Source organism: Kribbella sp. NBC_01245 (genome assembly GCF_036226525.1).
Taxonomy (GTDB): Bacteria; Actinomycetota; Actinomycetes; order Propionibacteriales; family Kribbellaceae; genus Kribbella.
In genome coordinates, this window is sequence record NZ_CP108487.1 from 5,596,273 (window position 1) to 5,613,685 (window position 17,413).

The window sequence follows — 17,413 nt, forward strand, 5'->3', positions numbered from 1 at the left end:
CCGTAGGCTCCGTCCATGACCATCGCGCCTTCGCTTTGCTCGCCCCTAGCGCTCGCCGATGCAGAACCCACTCGCGTCACCGACTCACCGGCCACTGAGCCATGGGACACCGACGTGATCACCGCGTACGGTTTGCTGCGGGAGGCAGCGGCCGAACTCGATCATCTGATGCGCCATAGTTTGAAGCGCAGTGGCCTGCAAATGGCAATGTTCGAACTGTTGCTACGGCTGGCCCGTAGCTCCGGCGAGAAACAGCGCCTTACCTCACTAGCACGGGAGTTGACCGTCACCACGGGCGGCATCACCCGCCTGGTCGACCGCGCCGAACATGCCGGCCTGGTTCGCCGGGAGGCCTGTCCGGACGATGCTCGCGGGTCCTTCGCGGTGCTGACCGAAGAGGGCAAACGCCGTCTTCGCGAGGCCCTGCCGGACCACCTCCTCGAGATCGACTCACTCTGGACCAGCCAGATCGGTGAAGACGCCGATGTGGTGCTGGGCCGTCTTCGCGCCGTTCGTGACAACGCACGACGCTGGCCGCACGGCCGTCCCCACCTCGGGATCACCCCGGGCTGAAACAACAGGGGTGCGCTCGGCTGACCGGCCGGGTTACCCCCGGCTAACGGATTGGCCGCCCGGCTGGAGTCGGGCGGCCTTCCGGGGGATGGTTGAGACGTGAATGAACCTCAGCCGGCCAGTAGGCACCAGACACTGGCAGCCCTCGGTGGTGTGCTCTCGGCTTTGGCCGGTCTGGCTGTCGGTTCCGTCGTCGCCGGAATTCTTGGCAGTCGGCAAACGCCGGTGGTGGCGGTTGGTTCCGCTTTCATCGACCGGGTGCCCGCCTGGCTGAAGGATCTGGCCATCTCGTTGTTCGGCGTGCACGACAAAACGGCTCTGCGCGTTGGCATTCTGATCGTTCTCCTGGCCCTCGCGGCCGTTGCGGGCATCCTTGCCGTACGACGCTGGTGGGCCGGCGCTGCTTTGACGGCGGCGCTCGCGGGCGTTGGCATCGTGGCCGCGGCGACTCGTCCTGACTCCGGGCAGATCGACTTCGTGCCCTCGTTGGCCGGTGGCGTCGCATCTCTATTGCTTTTGAGATTGTTCGCGAATCGGCTCAGCACCTCTACAGGCACGTCAGGCGCCGTAACCCGGAGGGGATTCCTGCAGCTCGCGGCCGGGGTCGGTATCGGCACGGTCGCCGTAGGAGCCGGTGGCCAGTTGGTCGGCGGCCGCCGGAGCGCGGTCAAGGACGCCCGCCTCGCACTCAACCTGCCGAAACCGCCGACGCTCGAACCGCCCGCCGGGGTCCAGGCCAAGGGCGCGACTCCTTGGGCTACTGCGAACGCTGACTTCTACAGGATCGACACGGCCCTATCGGTGCCACTGATCAAGCCGTCGGACTGGCGACTGCGCATCCACGGCATGGTCGACAAAGAGCTCAACCTGACCTATGAGGACCTGCTCAAGCGCGACATCGTCCACAAGTGGGTGACGCTGACCTGTGTGAGCAACGAGGTCGGCGGCGACCTGATCGGCAACGCGCTCTGGTCCGGCGTACTGCTCAAGGACCTGCTGGCCGAGGCCGTTCCATCCCCTGACGCCGACGCGATCCAGTCGAGGTCGCAGGACGGTTTCACCGCTGGTACGCCGCTCAGCACGCTCACGGATGACCGCGAATCGCTGCTGGCCTTCGCGATGAACGGCGAGCCGCTGCCGCTGGAACACGGATTCCCCGTGCGCATCGTCGTACCGGGTCTCTATGGGTACGTCTCGGCGACGAAGTGGCTGGTTGATATCGAGGTGACGCGGTTCGACCTGTTCGACGCGTACTGGACGCCGCGTGGTTGGTCCGAGCAGGGGCCGATCAAGTTGGCGTCGCGGATCGACGTACCGCGGTCGAAGGCGGAGGCCGGGCCGGTGACGGTGGCCGGGGTCGCGTGGGACCAGCACGTGGGCGTTTCCAAGGTCGAGGTGCGGGTAGATGGTGGCCCTTGGCAACAAGCCACGCTGGCGGCGGACGGGTCAATCGATACCTGGCGGCAGTGGCATTGGACCTGGGATGCGCCGCGCGGCAATCACGTGTTGCAGGTGCGGGCGTTCGATGCCAAGGGCAACGCGCAGATCGAGGCCGAGGCGCCGCCTGCGCCGGATGGCTCGACCGGCCTGCACAGCGTCGACGTACGCGTCAGTTAGTTAAGGGTTGCGTTCAGGACGAGCGGCAGGAACGTACGCTCGAGAGAGCCTGGTGGTACGTCCTTGGGCTCGAGCAGACTCTGCGCGCGAGCCCCTTCGTGCAAGGCGATCACGAGCCGAACGAACTGGTCCGGCCGGACCGACATCTTCAAGTCGTTGCCTTCGACAAGCGTCTCCACCAACTCGGTCAGACTGTTGCGGAAGGCGGCGCGCTGCTCGATCCAGGCCTTCGCGGCGGCCGGGTCGCGTAACGCATGCAGGGTGAACTCGGTCGAGATCAGGTGCCACTGGCGCTGATCCGGACCAGCCTCCTCGAGCACGTTCAGCACCGCGTCCAGCATCGAATCCGGCTGATCGGCCAGCTCCGGCAACAGCGCGGCGATCTGCTCGAGCAGGCGATCTGTGGTGCTCTGGAACAGTGCCAGCGCGAGCTCATCCTTGGACGCGAAGTTCGAGTAGAAGGCCCCGCGGGTGAACCCGGCCCGCTCGCAGATGTCCTCCACCGAGGCGCCGTGGAACCCGCGCTCGGCGAACACCTCCTGCGCGCCGGTCAGAAGGCGGGCCCGGGTGGTGGAGCGACGGCGCTTGGGCGTTTCCATGCCCTTAGGATACAGTTCTGTATTGAATACACAAACGTATTGAGTTCATATCCGTATCGGATGGGGTTATAGATGCAGCTCAGCGCGCACGCGATCAGCGTCAAGGGCCCGCATGCCCCGATGCTGGCGCCGACGTCCGTCTCCGTGGCCGATCACCAGTTGGTGCTGCTGGCGGGTGATCCGGGTGCGAGTCATACGGCGGCGTCGCTCGGGTTGTCGGGTCGGCTGCGCGTCGACGGTGGCGGCGTACAGCTGGACGGCATAGCCGATATGGCCGCGCTGCGTCGGCGGGTCGCGGTGGTCGATACGCCCGGAATCACTGAGCCGGATGACGCGCTGCCGGTGCGTACGGTGATCGGCGAGGAGCTGGCCATCGCGGGGCGGAAGGCCGGGCGTCGCGCGGTGCGGGAGTGGCTCGAGGCGAACGATGCGACGGATTTTGGCGAGATGCGGTTCGAGCATTTGCCGGTGGATGTGCGAACGCGGTTGCTGGCTGAGTTGACGGTCGCGCGGAACGACGTACAGGTGGTGATTTTGACGCTGCCGGATCGGTTGGGTGGGGATCCGCATCACTGGTATGAGGTGGGGCGAGACTTGGCGGCGCGCGGGTATGGCGTGGTGATCACGTGCTCGGAGTCGTCCGTACGGATTCTGGATGTGCCGGCGGCGCGGTTGGGTTCGCTGGATCCGCCTCCGCCTGCGCAGGTCGCACCCGCTGCGGCCGTGGAGCCCGTCGCTCCGATTGAGGAGACGCCGGACGAGGCGGACCCGGTCGAGGAATCTGAAGCCGAGATCGAAGCTGAGGTCGATGCCGAGGTCGAAGATGCCTCGGCGTCCGCGTCCGCCTCCGCGGTGACCATCGAGCAAACGGCGCCGGTTGAGACCGTCGAAGAGTCCGACACGACGCCCGCAGAGGATGACGACAAAGTGAAGACCGGCACGTCCGGCGAGAAGGAGCAGGTATGACCGCGATCCGGATGGCGCTGAGCGAGCTGCGGCGGCTCACCGCTGGGCGGTTGCCGAAACTGGCGGTGATCGCGTTGCTCTCCGTGCCGATGCTGTACGGCGGTCTGTACCTCTACGCCAACCACGACCCGTACGGCCGTCTGGACCAGGTCCCGACCGCGCTAGTCGTGGAGGACGAGGGCACGACGCTATCCACCGGCGAGAAGCTGACCGTCGGACCGCGAGTTAGTGACGAGCTACTCGCGTCGCGCAGTTTCGGCTGGCACAAGGTCGATCGCGCCGAGGCGGCCGCTGGTGTTGCCGACGGCAAATATGCGTTCGCCCTGATCCTGCCGAAGACGTTCTCGGCAGATCTCGCTTCGAGCGCGGAATTCCAGCCGCGGCGCGCGACGATCGAGCTGGCCACGAACGACGCGAACAACTATCTGGCCCACACGATCGCGAACCAGGTCGTTGCCGAGGTCACCAAATCGGTCGCGGCCGAGGTCAGTTCGACCGCGGCCAGCAAGCTGCTCGCCGGGTTCAGCACGATCCACGGCCAGGTCACGCAGGCCGCCAGCGGCGCCGCCCAAGTCAAGACCGGTCTGACTCAGGCCGCCACGGGTGCCACGCAACTCCAGTCCGGAGCCGGCCAGCTCAAGACCGCCCAGGAACAACTGGCCGCGGGCGCAGCAAAACTCGACACCGGCGCTACTCAGGCCGCGAAGGGCGCGGGCGATCTCGCGATCGGCGCGGGCCAACTCAGCTCCGGCCTGAACACGCTCAAGGCGAAGACCGCTCCGCTGCCGACGCAGACCCGCAAACTCGCCAACGGCGCGGACCAAGTTGCCGACGGCAACGAACGGATCGCCACCGTGGGCAAGGAAGTTGCGACCGCCTCGTCCACGTTGCTGCGGGACCTCTCGACCCTCGACGCCAACCTGGCGGCCCGGCTCCGCGCCCGTGGTTTCACCGACCAGCAGGTCAAGATGGTGCTGATCGAAACCTCGAAACTGCGCGCCCCGGTCATCTCCGCCAATACGAAGATCCAGTCGACCTCGCAGCAGCTCAGCCAGCTCGCCGTCGGCTCACGCCAGGTCTCCAACGGCGCCGCCACCCTGGCGAACGGCATGCCCGCCCTCACCCAGGGCATCGGCTCGGCCGCCACCGGCGCCACCAAACTCAACACCGGGGCCAAGCAACTGCAGACCGGCCTCGGAACGCTCCAGTCCGGCGCCTCCCAACTCTCTGCGGGCGAGCAGAAGGCCGTCACCGGTCAGACTCAGCTCGCGAGCGGCGCCACCTCGCTGAACAGCGGTATCGCCAAACTCGTCACCGGTGCCACCCAGCTCGAAACCGGCCTGGTCAACGGCGCCAAGCAAATCCCGGACCCGTCGCCCGAGGCGCGGAAAGCCATCGCGGAGACTCTCGGCGCACCGGTCGCTCTGCAGAACACGTCCGACGCGACGGCTGACAGCTATGGCGCCGGCCTCGCGCCGTTCTTCCTCTGCCTGGCCTGCTGGATCGGGGCGTACGTCCTTTTCCTGCTGGTCCGTCCGCTCTCCCCACGCGCCCTCGCAGCCAGCCAGTCGTCGTTCCGCGTCGCCCTTGGTGGTTGGTTGCCCCCGGCAATCTTCGGCGCGCTGCAGGCCGCCTTGGTCTTCACGGCGGTCAGTATCGGCCTCGGCATCAACGCGGTCCATCCATGGCTGACCGTGGCGTTCCTGATTCTGACGTCGGTGGTGTTCGTGGCAATCCTGCACGCGTTGTCGGCGTGGTTCGGCGCGGTCGGCAAGTTCCTTGGGCTGGTGTTGATGGTGGTCCAGTTGGTCAGCGCCGGCGGGACGTTCCCCTGGCAGACGATCCCGGCGCCGCTCTACTTCTTCCACCACGCCCTCCCGATGAGCTACGCCATCGACGGCGTACGCCACCTCATGTACGGCGGCCCCGGCCCATCCCTCGGCCTAGACCTAACCGTCCTAGCCGCCTGGGGCCTGGCCGCCCTCTTCGCCTCCACCCTCGCCGCCCGCCACCAACGAGTCTGGCCCGCCAAAAAACTCCAACCCGAACTAGCCCTCTAACCCGCACACCCCACCGCACACCGCGCCGGCGTGTCGGTATCCCGTTCATCGGGCCCTTGTGACGCGGCGTGTCGCGCATCATCGGACCCTTGTGACCAAAGGCGACCGCCTGCCGCACCTTGCATTCATTCGTCGGAATCCACCCTCAGCCGCCGCCTGCTCGTGCGGTCCGCTGAAGTTGAGAGGGCGGATTCCGACGAATGAATGCAAGGGGAAGGTGCAGGCGATCATCGCACCGACGAGGCCCTGCAGTTGGTCAGAAGAGTCCGACGAACCGCGACACACCGCGTCACAAGCGTCCGATGACACGCCGGGGCTTGGTCACAAGGGACCGATGATGCGCGACACGCCGCGTCACAAGGGTCCGATGAACGGAAATTGGCGTGTCCGGCTAGTGGGGGGTTAGGAGGGTGAGGGTGGTGGTTAGGAGGTGGGTGGTGGTTGGTGGGTCGAAGAAGCTGATTAGGGCTTCGTAGGTGCCGGCGGTGTGGGCGGCCGGGTCTACCAGGTAGCCGAAGTAGCCGTCGGTGTAGCCGACTACGCGGGTGATGGGGTACGGGCTTTCGGCTTGGAGGTGTAGGCCGTGGGTGGCGAATGGTTCTACTGGGAGGTGGATCCAGGCGATGTTGCCGAGGGTTACGACGCTTACGGGGAGGTCGTAGGCCTCGGGTAGGCCCGCATTGCGCATGGCGGATTGGCCGCGGGCGCCGTCGAGGCGGGTTTGGGCGATTCGGGCGGCGGGCGCTTCGGCACCGGCGGCGCAGTGGTGCGACACGGCTTGGCCGGCGGCTTCGATCGTGGCGGCGATTTCCTCGGTGGGCGGGAGGGCACGGACGGGGAGGCGGACCGTCGTACGGCGGATGCGCGGGGCTTCGGCCGGTACGGCGAGGCCGTCTTCGGCGAGGGACGCGATGATCGGGGCGGCGAGTAGGCCACCGAGGCGGCGGACCTCGGCGGCGTCGCGGCCTTGACGGGTGAAGCGCGGGCTGACGTCACCCGCCGCGCCCTGCAAATACCCGACCACCGGACCCTCGCCCGAAGGACTCACCACCGGGCCCTCCCCGGAGAAACCCGACACCGATGGCCCGGTCGGTGGCGGGGTGAGGGTTTTGAGGGCGGTGCGGGTGGTGGCGGGGAAGTCGGGGGAGTAGAGGAGGTTTTCGGGGCCGTAGGTGGTGGGGTGGCAGGCGTAGTCGAGGAGTACGGCGGCCAGGGTTCCGTCGTACCGGCGTAGGGCGAGGGCGCCGGCGGTGTTGTCGTGCGGGCCGTTCGCGCGGTAGCGGTTGGTGCCGACGCCGGCGATATCGGCCGAGTGCCAGGACGCGGTCACCGGGCGGCGCGGGAGGGAGGCGGACTCGACGGCCGCGATCAAGGGCTTGTACAACGACGGTTCGCGATCGGCCGGGATGACCGGGTGGATCGCGCCCGACCAGCCGGACGGGCCGGAGTGGGTGTGCGAGGCGCAGACCAGTACCCGGTCGGCCGGGATGCCGGTCGCGACGGATGCCGCGGCCGCGAGCTCGGCGGTGAGCGCCGTACCGGCGGCGATGGCGTCGAGGCTGAGCCAAAGTACGCCGGGGTCGTCCTCGGTGCTCAGCCAGATCATCGTGACGCAGAGCGGATCGGCCGTGCCGACGGCAGGCGAAGTGCGCGCGGCATAGCCGTCCAAGCGGTGACCCGGCGGCGGCGTCACGTCCAGAGAAGTTGCTCCGAGCAACAAGGTCACTTGCGCACTCCTCGTTGCGGGCGATACACGGTGACCAGCCCGGCGTACGGGCCGAGTGGTTCGGTCGCCAGCCGGGTCGCGCCGTCCAGTGGCGTTCCGGCGGCCGGGCGCAGTTCCGCCCGAGCAGGCAGGCGTTGCCGTAGTGGCTCGAGCAGCTGCTCACCAGCCTGGAAAACTCCACCCACACAGGCGACTGGGACTGTTCCGGAACCGCTCAGTGAATTGATGCCTGCAGCAAGCGTTTCCGCGAGATCCGATGCGGCTTGCAGAACGATGCCCTGGGCAACGGCATCACCATCGGCAGCGACCTGCAGTACGACGGGAGCGAACCGCGCCACGTCGTCCACGACCGTCGGCGACGGGTAGTACGTGAGGGGTTCGACGGCCAGACCCGCGAGCTTGGTTTCGGGTCCACGTCCATCACGAGCACGCTGTACGGCGGTGAGCCCGGCGCGGCCGATCGCGAAAGCGCTACCGGCATCACCGAACAGGTAGCCGTGCCCGTCGACGCGATGCCAAGAACCGTCGCGATCCACCGCCAGGCAGACCGAACCGGTGCCTGCGGCAATCACCACGCCGTACCCGTCGGGCAACGCGCCCGCATGAGCCGTCACCATGTCGACGCACATCCGCACCTCGGCGGCGTTCAGGAGTTCGGCCACGTCGGCGGCGAGGGCGCGCACGTCGGCCGGGTCGGCCGGATAGCTGGTCAGACCGAGGCAAACAACGTCCACCGGCAAACCGGCAACACCCGGCCCGACGAGATCCGAACCAACGCGGCCCGACCCGGCGACGTCCGACCCGTCGAGGCCCGAATCGGCAACGCCCAAACCAACGACGTCAGGGCCGATGACGCCTGCCTCGATGGCGGCGCGTCGTACGGCGTGAAAGGTGGCGGCGACGCTTTCGCGGCTGTGGACGTGGCCCGGGCCCGTTCCGGTGCGGCCGTCGGGGAGCACTCGCAGGCGCAGACCGGACTGGCCGCCGTCGATCGCGATCGCCCGAACAGGGGTGGTCATGCCGCCGAAGTCTTCCATCGCGACGAGAGCCCGGGGCTGCCCGGAAGTTCGGTGCACGTCATACGGCCTCCTCAGACAAGATCCGGTCTGTACCAGTTTCCCCGATGGCCCAACTGTCGTCCTTCAGGCCCGTCAGTTCAAGCAAACCGCATAGACCACCCGCCGGATTCACCCTGCCAAATGGCAGGGTGGGCGCGTTGGGGACGTCCGAGGGGAATGAGGGAGCGGGATGAAGTTCGGGCTGAAGGTGAATCCGGGTAACTGGCAGCAGGCCTCGGAGTGGGCCGCGCTGGCGGAGGAGGCCGGGTTCGACGGCCTGTGGACCGGCGACAACATGCGCAATCCACGCGATCCGGCCATACCAGTGCTCGACGGCCCGACCCTGATGGCGGCCTGGGCGGCGACCACCAGCCGAATCCGGATCGGCCTGCTGATCGCGAACGTGGTCTTCCGCCGACCGACCGTCCTCGCGAAGCAGGCCATCTCGATCGATCACGTCTCGGGTGGGCGGTTCGACCTGGGCATCGGCTCGGGGGTGTGGCCGACCGATCACGGGATGGCCGGGGTGCCGATGTGGGAGCCGAAGGAACGCGCGGCCCGGCTGGCCGAGTTCGTCCAGATCACCGATCGGCTGTTGTCGGGTGATACCAGCGACCACGACGGCGAGTACTACGCCTACGAACAAGCCTCGATGACGCCCGGTCCCGTGCAGAAGCGCATCCCGCTGATCGTCGCGGCCAACGCACCCCGCGCGCTCGACGTCGTCGCGGCTCATGCGGACGGCTGGACGACCTTCCCGGGAGCCGCGCCGGAGGACGAGTTCCGCGCCGCCTCGGTCAAACGCCTCGAACGCCTCAACCGCAGCGGCAGACCCCTTCGGCGCATCCTGCTCGCGTATGGCGCCATCACGCCCTGGGCCAGCGTCGACGCCTTCCGCGAAATGGTCGAGACGTACGCCGCGATCGGCTTCGACGAAATCGTCTGCTACACGCCCAAGCCGGAAGAACGCGTCGTCTTCGACCAAGTCCTCCCCACCTTGCCCGACTACCGCTGATCCAAAACGACCTGGTCACAAGGGCCCGATGAACGACGACACGCCGCGTCACAAGGGTCCGATGAACAAAAAGCCTAGGTGGTGGTGGAGCCGGAGGTTAGGCCGGTTAGGAGGTGGCGTTGGAGGAGGAGGGTGAGGAGGACTGGGGGGAGGGTGGCGAGGACGCCGCCGGCGGCGATGAGGCCGAAGTCGGAGGAGAACTTGCCGGTGAATTCGGCGATCGCCACGGGGATGGTCTTGGCGGTGCCGGTGGACGTGAAGATCAACGCGTAGAGGAACTCGTCCCACGCGAGCAGGAAGCCGAACATCGCGGTGGCGACCAGGCCGGGGCGGGCCAAGGGCAGGACGACGCGGAAGAGGGCACCGAGGCGCGAGCAGCCGTCGACGCGGGCGGCGTCTTCCAACTCGGCCGGCAGGGTGAGGTAGAAGTTGCTCATCGTCCAAAGGCAGAACGGCGTGACGATCGAGCAGTACGTGATGATCAAGCCGAGCTTGGTGTCGAGCAATCCGAGATTGGCCATCGCCAGGTAGAGCGGAATGACCAGCGCGATCGGCGGCAACATATAGATCGCCAAGAACGCGAACAACGTCGTACGGCGCATCCGGAACCGCAATCGCGCAAAGGCGTATCCGCCCAGCGATCCGACGACCAGCGAGATGACCGTGGTCGCGCTCGCCACCACCAGGCTGTTCAGCATCGAGACGCGGAAGCCGTCGGACGCGGGCGACGAGAAGAGCTCGCGATAGCGCGACAGCGTCGGGTCCGACGGAAACCAATGGACCTCGACGAGATCGGAAGGCGCGGAGATGCTCGAGATCGCCAGCCACGCGAGCGGCGCCAGCACCACCACGGCGAGCAGGCCTGCCATGGCGTACATGAAAACGAAGTACCTGCGGCTCGGACGCATCACACACCCGCCATCTGGTTCTGCCGGAGCAGCCTGAGGTAGACCATCGCGAGCGCACCGACGGCGATGACGATCAGGTAGGCCAGCGCGGCGCCGTACCCGAAGAGCTGGTTCGAGAACGCCTGCAAATATGTATAGAACGCGACCGTCTGCGTGCCCGAGGCCGGGCCGCCGCCCGTCATCACGTAGATGATGTCGAAGACCTTGAACGCTTCGATCGTGCGAAGTACCAATACGACAGCGAGAGTTGGTTTTAGAAGCGGTACGACGATCGACCAGAAGGTACGCCAGGCGCTCGCGCCGTCCATCAGCGCTGCCTCGCGGACCGACACCGGGATGGTCTGCAGCCCGGCCAGCAGGAAGAACGCGACGATCGAGGTGTTCTTCCAGACGTCCGCGACGATGACCGCGTTCAACGCCAGGAACGGCGAGCCGAGCCATTGCGTATCGGTCCCGAGCAGCGCGTTCAGGACGCCGTACTGGCCGTTGTAGATCCAGCGCCAGAGAGCACCGTTCACGATTGTGGGCAGTGCCCACGGAAGGACGACCAGGCTTCGCCACAACCACTTGAACCGCAGCGGCGCGTTCAGCAGCAGCGCCACGCCCATGCCGAGTACCAGTTCGGCCAGCGTCGAGACCAGCGTGAAGTACGCCGTATGACCGAGCACCGGGTAGAACGACGGATCGGCGAAGGCCTTGGTGTAGTTGGCCAGCCCGACGAACGGGTATGACCCCGGCATCGGACTGTCCACGTCGAACAGCGAGATCAGCAACGTCCGGATGACCGGGTAGATCACCACCCCGAAGACGACCACCGTTGCCGGAAGCAACAACAGCAACGCCAACCTGCCCTCACCCCGGGCACGAAGTGAACTCACGACTGCAGCAGGCCGTTCGCCTTGGTGGCAGCGTCATCCAGAGCCTTCTGCGCCGGCTTCCGCCCGAGCAACGCGTTCTGCAATTCGGCCTGCAATGCCTGCGAGATCGCGTTGTACGCCTTCACCTGCGGCCGGAGAATCAGGTCATCCAACTGCTTCTCCGCGGCAGCCACCACCGCCGGGTTGGTCTTCATCACCACCGCGTCGTCGTACGACCTCTTCCACACCGGCAGCGAACTCACGGCAAACTGGTTCTGCACCTCCCGGCTGGTCAGATACGAGATGTACTTGAACGCGGCAGCCTGGTTTTTGCTCCCGGCAGTCACGCACAACGCCATGCTCCCGTTCACGCCCGGACGACCCGCCGAACCGGACGGCGTCTGCACCACCTTGACCTTGCCCGCGATCTTGCTCTGCTTCGGGTCATTGGCCGCGCCGTACATGTACGTCCAGTTGAGCACCGCGCTGGCCTGCCCGGCGGAGAAGATCTTGCGTACGTCCTCCTCGAGCGACTGCGTCGAGCTTGGATTGGTCAGACCGTCCACGATGGTCTGACGCATGAACTCCAGCGCCTGCACGCCACCACCGGTGTTGAACGCGGCCCGGCCCGAGTCGTCCAGGAACTTGCCGCCCATCGCGCCGAGCAGCTGGGTGTAGTCGCAGACCAGGGCTTCCGCCTGCTGCCACGACCACATCAACGGGTACTTCGTCACCCCGGCGGAACGGAGCTTGCGTGCCGCCGCGAGCACGCCGTCCCACGTGTCCAGCTCACCCGGATCGACCTTCGCAATCTTGAGGTGGGCGTCGTTGTAGAAGAGGTATTTGGTGTCGAGGATCCACGGCACGCCGTACAGCTTCTTCTCGTACTCCGCCGTCGCGATCGCGCCCGCGAGCATGCCGCTCTTCCACTCGGCCGGCCATTGCGAGGTCACGTCCGACACCATCCGCTTGCCACCGAACTCGGCCGGCCAGATCACGTCGATCAGCACCACGTCGTACGTCCCGGCCGGGGCCGCGGCGACGATCTTGTCGTGCAGCGCCTCGTACGCGACGAACTCGGGTAGCACCTTGATGTCCGGGTTCGCGGTCTGGAACGCGGCGGTCATTTTGGTGATATCGGCCTCGGGATAACCGGCCTGTTTCATGAACAGGACCCGGATCTCGCCCTTGCCGCTGCCCTGGTCGCCTGTCTGGGCGCTCTTGCCACAGCCCGCCAGCACGGCGGCCAGACCGAGACCACCGGCGGTGCGCAACGCTGTCCGGCGGGAGAAGACATCGTTCATGAGGCACTCCGAGTTCAGTTAATTGTTAAGCAGCCTGCCTAACTTACGGGAAGTATCATCAGCTCAGCCGAGGCGAGTCAAGGAGATGCGGTGAATAGAGCTGTCGCGGGCACACCCAGTGCCGAGGTCGTGCTGCGCAGCCTGCTCAGCCAGACCGAGCCGCGAACGCGCTCCGAGCTGTCCGTGGCCTGCGAGCTTTCCCGCCCGACCGTCTTCGGCGCGATCGAGCGACTCGAGGCCCTCGGCCTGGCCGCGCCCCTCGCGCAACGGAGCGGTCTACCGGGAAGAACGGCCACGCTGTACGGCGTTCCGCCCGCAGCTGGTTGCGTGGCCGGCGTCGACATCGGTGGTACCAACCTGCGCGCCGCCGTCTGCGATCTCAGCGGTACGCCGTTGGCCGAGATGCGCCGGGCCACCCGTGCTCGCGGCGCCGCGAGCGTGGTGCGTCAGGCCGTCGAGCTCTTGGCCGAGACCAGGGCAAAGGCCAAGCGAACCGGCGTACCGCTACTCGCCGCGGGCGTGGCCATCCCGGGCGTGGTCAACCGGCACGACCCGATGGTCCGGTACGCGTGGAACGTCGGCCAGCAACAGCCATACGACTTCTACTCCCAGTTGTCCGAGTCGATCGACGGCCCGGTGCTGCTGGAGAACAACGTCAACCTGGCGGCCATCGGCGAGCACCGGCACGGCGCCGGCCGGACCGCGGAGACGTTCGCGGTGATCGCCATCGGCACGGGCGTCGGCGCCGGCATCATGCACAACGGCCGCCTGCTGCGCGGGGCGCACGGCGCTGCCGGGGAAGTCGCGTTCCTGCCGACGGGCCATGCGGATCGACGCGGGCCTCACGACTCGGCCGACGAGGCGGGTGGCGCCGCGCTGTTGCGGGAGGCGCAAGCGCTCACGAGCTCGGCCAAGGATGTGGCCGATCTCTTTGAGCAGGCGAGGCGCGGTGAGCAACCCGCGTTGTCCCTGGTCGAGGACGAGTGCCGCCGGATCGGCGAGATCGTCGCCTCGATCTGCGCCGTCGTCGATCCCGAAACCGTCATTCTCAGTGGCGGTATCGGCGACAACGACTATCTCGTCGCCCGGGTGGCGGAGCTCGCGGCGGACCTGCCGGTGGCGCCGGCCGTCGTCCGCTCCGCACTCGGCGAACGGGCGAGTCTGGCCGGCGCCATCGCGACCGCCGTGGACCACGCGGCCGGGCAATTGCTCGGCCGCGTGCAGAACGTCAGCTGACGTTGATCTCGTCCACGAAGATGTACTCGGCATAGCTGCCCCACGTCTTCGTCATCCGCACCTGCACATACCTGGCTTCGGTTTGACTGAACGCCAGGTCGAACCATCGTGCGGTCGGCGCCGACATCCGTGCCAGCTCGGTGAAGTCGGTCCCGTTCGTGCTGGTCAGGACGACCACCTGGTCCGGCCGATAGTTGTGCACGCCGTCCAGGTACTCCCGCACGGCGACGCGGCTGATCGGTTTGACCACGCCGAGGTCCAGGTCGACCGTCGCGGTCCCGGTCGTACCCGGCGTGAACTGGTACGCGTACGACAGGCCGTCGGTGTAGTGCCCGGCCAGGATCCCGTCCGTCGACTCCGACCCGGTGTCCTGGTACGGCGGGTCCTTCGGCGCCGACGAGGTGTACGACGCGGGGATGACCCGTTCGGACGAACCGTAGGCCTCGATCTCGTCCAGGAACAGGTAGTCCGCGAAGTAGCCATGCGTCTTGGTGAACCGAAGCGTGAGGTTGCGGGTCTCGACTGCCGGGAAGGTCAGGTCGTACCAGCCATCCACGTGTACGATCGACTCGGCCACAACGTTGCCATTGGCAATGACTTGGACTTTGTCGGGCGCATAGTCGTGTACGCCGTCCGAGAACGCCGCCGCCCTGGCGCGAGACACGTTTCGCGTCGAGCCGAGGTCGATCGTCACATCCTTAAGGTGGGTGCCGACCGGTAGGTGGTACCCGTAGCCCAGGCCGTCCGTGTAACCGCCCGCGCCCTTGCCGTCGGTCGACTCGCCACCCGCATCGGCGTACGCGGGATCGAGGTGGGTCGCCGTCTTCGTATACGTCCGGCCCCAGGCCAGGTTCGCTGCCTGCTGGTCCGTCTCGTAGACCTCGATCTCGCCGACGAACATCACGTTCGCCTTCTCGGTATAGGTCTTGGTCAGCGCCACTTTCACGAATCGCGCAGGCACAGACCCGAACCGCAGGTCGTACCAGACGTTCGCCGCGCCATCCGCCGTACGACGTGAGGCCCGTTGCACGAAACGCTGGCCGTCCACACTCGTCAGCACCTGCACCTGGTCAGGCCGATAGCTCGGGTATTCCTCGTAGGCATGGAGTTTCGCGGTATCCACCTGCTTGACCGAACTCAGGTCGATCGTCAACTCGACCGTATGCGCCTTGCCATCCTTCGGCCCGGCATAACCATGCGTAAGGCCATCGCCATAGGCGTCCGCGAGCACGCCGTCGGTCGACTCGATCCCCGAGCTGTCGGGATAGACCGGCGCTGCGGGGGTCTTGACGATCTTGCCTCCGGCAACGTTCGTCCTCGCCAGCGCGGCGCCGTTGACCTCGACACTGGCCAGACCTCCAGTTGTCTCGAGCTTGAGGTATCGCGTCTTCACGTTCAGCGCGGACGCCCGCGCGCTCGCCGGGACGACGGTCCACTTGGCCGCGTCGTACGAGATGGAGAGCTTGACCGCCGCCGGGTTCGACCAGGTCAGTTTGAGTACGTCGACCTGGGTCTGCCGGCCGAGGTCGAGCTGCAACGTGCCCGCGCCGTCCGGCTGCCAGTTGGTCGACGCCTCACCGTCGATCGCGTTCTGCGCCACGCCACTCGAGGCCGTCGCGGTCGCCGTACGGGCCACGTCCGTGATGGCTCGGCCCTCGGCGGCGTCGAGTACGTAGCGCCGTACTCGCTGGATGTAGTTGGTGTCGGGCGTGTACTTGTCGCCGAGTGGAACGAGTCCGGCGGCGAGGTTCTTCGCCAAGGCGGGATCGGTTTTGCCCAGCAGGTTCAGGACCTCGTAGTCCTCGATGCCGTCGCGCAGGGACTCGTAACGGACGGTGGTCTGGAGGGTGTTCCGGGCGGGGTCGGCGTCGGGCAGGACGATGTAGCCGTCGCCCTTGACCTCCTGAGAGTCGAGCTTGAAGCGCCAGTTGTTGAAGGCCCAGTGCAGATAGCCTGTCGCGCCGCGGGAATAGGCGAACCAGGCGGTCTGGCGTTGGTGCCATTGCGGCTGGTCGATGAAGCGGTTGAGGAAATTGTGGGTCGGGATGTTGCAGTTGTAGATCCAGAGCTCCTTGCCTGGAGCAAGGGCCTGGTCCCAGGCGGTCGGGCGCTGGCTGTAGTTCATCAGGTTCGGGATCATGATGTCGGTCTGCGGCGCCAGCGCGCTCGCCCAGGGGTCGTGGAACATCGCGTCACCGATCTTGACGTCCGGCCAGTGCGCGCGGACCTTCTTCGCGACGCCCTCCCAGCCGACCTTGCCGTGGTCCCCCTGCGGCTCATCGCCGACGTGCATCCACCACTTGTCGGTCCAGCCCTTGGCGGCAACGTGGTTCTTCAGTGCGGGCACGAACTGCCGCAGCCAGTTGTCGGTCTCGCCGTCGTCCCACGGGCTCCAGGCCAGCTTGCCGTCGGAGCCGAGCCTGCCGACGTCCCACTTGGTCCAATAGCCCGGGCCGCCGGCCAGCCAGAAACCCTCGATCCGCTTGATCCCGCCACGAGCGAGGACGAAGTCGACCAACTGGTCCAACCGGCTCCAGTTGAAGTGGTACGTGCCGTCCGCGTTCCGGCGACTGCCCGCGTCGAGCAGCAGGCGCAGTACTGGCACGGTCAGGTTGTTGGTGCGGTGCGCCTTCCATTCCTTGGTCACGTTGTCGAGCAGCGCCCACCATTGCGGGCTGTACTTGTCGTGACCGTAGAACTGCTTGATCGTGTCCGGCTGCTCCTGGTCGGCGTTGATCTCGCCGCCGAAGAGGTTCCACATGACGTTCGTGTAGCTGCCATTACTTGCCTCAGGCAACGTCACGGCGCGGACGTCGATCTCGACCGGCACCACTGTGTCGCCCTGCGTCGTACTGACTGTGGCGGTGCCCTGGTAGAGGCCGCCGGGGGTCGTCGGCGGTACGAACGCGCGGATCCAGATCGGCTGCGTCGTCCGCGCGGGAACGGTGGTGGTCAGCTCGTTCGACAGGGTGTCGGGGAACTTGGCGGGCGCCTTCCGGATCACCGGGTAGACGGGTTGATTGCCGCCGAAGACCGAGTTCGCGTTGAGATCGACGTGTTTGACGAACTTGTACTCGAGGTTGCCCGGGCTGATCGTGCCGGTCGCACTTCGCAGCTCCGAGAAGGTCACTCCGCTGATCGTGGTCGCCTCGTTGCGGCGAAGGACGATCTGGCCGCCCTCGTACTCGTTGCGTGCGGTGTCGAGACGCAGGGTCGAACCCGCCTCGGCAGACGGATGCGAGTCCTGAAACACACTCGTGTACGCCGACTCGGTCCAAATCCCCGTCGGCGTCGGCAAGGCCGCCGCGGCAGGTTGGGCCGACGTGGTTTGAATCGACATGGTCAAGATGGATGCGATCACCACGGCCGGCAGCACCGCACCGACTCTCCGCGCGACTTTCACGACATCTCCCCTCCGGAGGACTGGCCTATCTGGCCATCGTGTTCGGGAGGTGGGGTGGGTTCTAGCCTTTCGATGTAGACGGACTAGGCCG

The 17,413-nt window shown here is 66.8% G+C and carries 13 protein-coding genes; 6 read left to right on the plus strand and 7 right to left on the minus strand.

Going from position 1 to position 17,413, the window contains the following annotated elements; translation table 11 throughout:
• Window positions 1–15 precede the first annotated feature (15 nt).
• Both OG394_RS25400 and OG394_RS25405 read left to right on the plus strand, forming a co-directional pair.
• Window positions 16–573 (plus strand): MarR family winged helix-turn-helix transcriptional regulator, encoded by a 558-nt coding sequence (locus OG394_RS25400; protein ID WP_328989575.1) that lies wholly within the window; start codon window positions 16–18, stop codon window positions 571–573.
• A 99-nt stretch (window positions 574–672) separates the two neighbouring features.
• Window positions 673–2,190, plus strand: a complete 1,518-nt coding sequence (locus OG394_RS25405; protein WP_328989576.1) for a molybdopterin-dependent oxidoreductase — start codon at window positions 673–675, stop codon at window positions 2,188–2,190.
• Here OG394_RS25405 and OG394_RS25410 read toward each other — a convergent pair.
• A complete protein-coding gene (locus OG394_RS25410) occupies window positions 2,187–2,789 on the minus strand; it encodes a TetR/AcrR family transcriptional regulator (RefSeq protein ID WP_328989577.1) in 603 nt (200 codons plus the stop codon). The two genes, OG394_RS25405 and OG394_RS25410, sit on opposite strands and share 4 nt — an antisense overlap.
• Before the next feature lie 72 nt (window positions 2,790–2,861).
• Between OG394_RS25410 and OG394_RS25415 the strand changes: the two genes are divergently transcribed.
• Window positions 2,862–3,755 carry a hypothetical protein gene (locus tag OG394_RS25415; RefSeq protein WP_328989578.1) on the plus strand — a complete coding sequence of 298 codons (894 nt, stop codon included), beginning with the start codon at window positions 2,862–2,864 and terminating at the stop codon, window positions 3,753–3,755.
• On the plus strand, window positions 3,752–5,815 hold the full coding sequence (locus tag OG394_RS25420; protein ID WP_328989579.1) for a YhgE/Pip domain-containing protein: 2,064 nt from the start codon (window positions 3,752–3,754) through the stop codon (window positions 5,813–5,815). Before OG394_RS25415 ends, OG394_RS25420 begins: the two co-directional genes overlap by 4 nt.
• 391 nt (window positions 5,816–6,206) lie before the next feature.
• Here OG394_RS25420 and OG394_RS25425 read toward each other — a convergent pair whose 3' ends face one another.
• Together OG394_RS25425 and OG394_RS25430 are read right to left on the minus strand one after the other, a co-directional pair.
• A complete protein-coding gene (locus tag OG394_RS25425) occupies window positions 6,207–7,541 on the minus strand; it encodes a hypothetical protein (protein ID WP_328989580.1) in 1,335 nt (444 codons plus the stop codon).
• Entirely contained in the window at window positions 7,538–8,617 is a 1,080-nt protein-coding gene (locus tag OG394_RS25430) for an N-acetylglucosamine kinase (RefSeq protein WP_328989581.1), read from the minus strand. Before OG394_RS25430 ends, OG394_RS25425 begins: the two co-directional genes overlap by 4 nt.
• A gap of 172 nt (window positions 8,618–8,789) precedes the next feature.
• Between OG394_RS25430 and OG394_RS25435 the strand changes: the two genes are divergently transcribed.
• Window positions 8,790–9,614 carry an LLM class flavin-dependent oxidoreductase gene (locus OG394_RS25435; RefSeq protein WP_328989582.1) on the plus strand — a complete coding sequence of 275 codons (825 nt, stop codon included), beginning with the start codon at window positions 8,790–8,792 and terminating at the stop codon, window positions 9,612–9,614.
• A 74-nt stretch (window positions 9,615–9,688) separates the two neighbouring features.
• On the opposite strand, the gene OG394_RS25440 is transcribed toward OG394_RS25435, so the two are convergent.
• Genes OG394_RS25440 through OG394_RS25450 form a run of 3 tightly spaced genes read right to left on the minus strand, consistent with a single transcriptional unit; the run spans window position 9,689 to window position 12,683 of the window.
• On the minus strand, window positions 9,689–10,483 hold the full coding sequence (locus OG394_RS25440) for a carbohydrate ABC transporter permease (RefSeq protein ID WP_328989583.1): 795 nt from the start codon (window positions 10,481–10,483) through the stop codon (window positions 9,689–9,691).
• A 38-nt stretch (window positions 10,484–10,521) separates the two neighbouring features.
• Window positions 10,522–11,400 (minus strand): carbohydrate ABC transporter permease, encoded by an 879-nt coding sequence (locus tag OG394_RS25445; protein ID WP_328989584.1) that lies wholly within the window; start codon window positions 11,398–11,400, stop codon window positions 10,522–10,524.
• On the minus strand, window positions 11,397–12,683 hold the full coding sequence (locus tag OG394_RS25450; protein WP_328989585.1) for an extracellular solute-binding protein: 1,287 nt from the start codon (window positions 12,681–12,683) through the stop codon (window positions 11,397–11,399). Before OG394_RS25450 ends, OG394_RS25445 begins: the two co-directional genes overlap by 4 nt.
• A gap of 90 nt (window positions 12,684–12,773) precedes the next feature.
• On the opposite strand from OG394_RS25450, the gene OG394_RS25455 reads away from it, so the two are divergent.
• Window positions 12,774–13,919, plus strand: coding sequence for an ROK family transcriptional regulator (locus OG394_RS25455; protein ID WP_328989586.1), 1,146 nt, complete (start codon window positions 12,774–12,776; stop codon window positions 13,917–13,919).
• On the opposite strand, the gene OG394_RS25460 is transcribed toward OG394_RS25455, so the two are convergent.
• Window positions 13,912–17,259, minus strand: coding sequence for a glycoside hydrolase domain-containing protein (locus OG394_RS25460; RefSeq protein ID WP_328989587.1), 3,348 nt, complete (start codon window positions 17,257–17,259; stop codon window positions 13,912–13,914). The two genes, OG394_RS25455 and OG394_RS25460, sit on opposite strands and share 8 nt — an antisense overlap.
• Between the last annotated feature and the right edge of the window lie 154 nt (window positions 17,260–17,413).

What these genes read in the sequence shown, in the direction of transcription:
- OG394_RS25400 (WP_328989575.1), top strand. Translation starts at nt 16, where the DNA reads ATGACCATCGCGCCTTCGCTTTGCTCGCCCCTAGCGCTCGCCGATGCA.
- OG394_RS25410 (WP_328989577.1), bottom strand. Translation starts at nt 2,789, where the DNA reads ATGGAAACGCCCAAGCGCCGTCGCTCCACCACCCGGGCCCGCCTTCTG.
- OG394_RS25415 (WP_328989578.1), top strand. Translation starts at nt 2,862, where the DNA reads ATGCAGCTCAGCGCGCACGCGATCAGCGTCAAGGGCCCGCATGCCCCG.
- OG394_RS25420 (WP_328989579.1), top strand. Translation starts at nt 3,752, where the DNA reads ATGACCGCGATCCGGATGGCGCTGAGCGAGCTGCGGCGGCTCACCGCT.
- OG394_RS25435 (WP_328989582.1), top strand. Translation starts at nt 8,790, where the DNA reads ATGAAGTTCGGGCTGAAGGTGAATCCGGGTAACTGGCAGCAGGCCTCG.
- OG394_RS25440 (WP_328989583.1), bottom strand. Translation starts at nt 10,483, where the DNA reads ATGGCAGGCCTGCTCGCCGTGGTGGTGCTGGCGCCGCTCGCGTGGCTG.
- OG394_RS25450 (WP_328989585.1), bottom strand. Translation starts at nt 12,683, where the DNA reads ATGAACGATGTCTTCTCCCGCCGGACAGCGTTGCGCACCGCCGGTGGT.
- OG394_RS25460 (WP_328989587.1), bottom strand. Translation starts at nt 17,259, where the DNA reads ATGTCGATTCAAACCACGTCGGCCCAACCTGCCGCGGCGGCCTTGCCG.